Genomic DNA, 236 nt, shown 5'->3' with positions numbered 1-236 from the left:
CTATGAGCTCTGTAATCGTTTTCTTTTTTTCTGTAGGGACCTGTCTTACTTCGACCTCTACACCTATCGATACAATTTGATCAAAAGTCAGGATATCTGCTTCATTAACTGCAACAGCTGGGGATATCATCCTTTTTCCTTCTGACATTCGCATCCCGCCGACATTAACGGCTGAAATCCCCTTTACACCTTGGCACAAAGCCAATGCATCGGACGCTTTGTCCACCAATACAAAC

Annotated in this window: 1 protein-coding gene; it reads right to left on the bottom strand. The window is 43.6% G+C overall.

What is annotated here, in order from left to right:
• On the bottom strand, window positions 1-236 hold a 236-nt coding region (locus SB725_RS33845), incomplete at both ends, for a PTS sugar transporter subunit IIB (RefSeq protein WP_410923777.1).

Origin of the sequence: Pseudomonas sp. SIMBA_041 (genome assembly GCF_046535095.1) — a bacterium.
Lineage (GTDB): Bacteria > Pseudomonadota > Gammaproteobacteria > Pseudomonadales > Pseudomonadaceae > Aquipseudomonas > Aquipseudomonas mucoides.
This window is presented reverse-complemented; position numbering and strand designations above follow the sequence as displayed.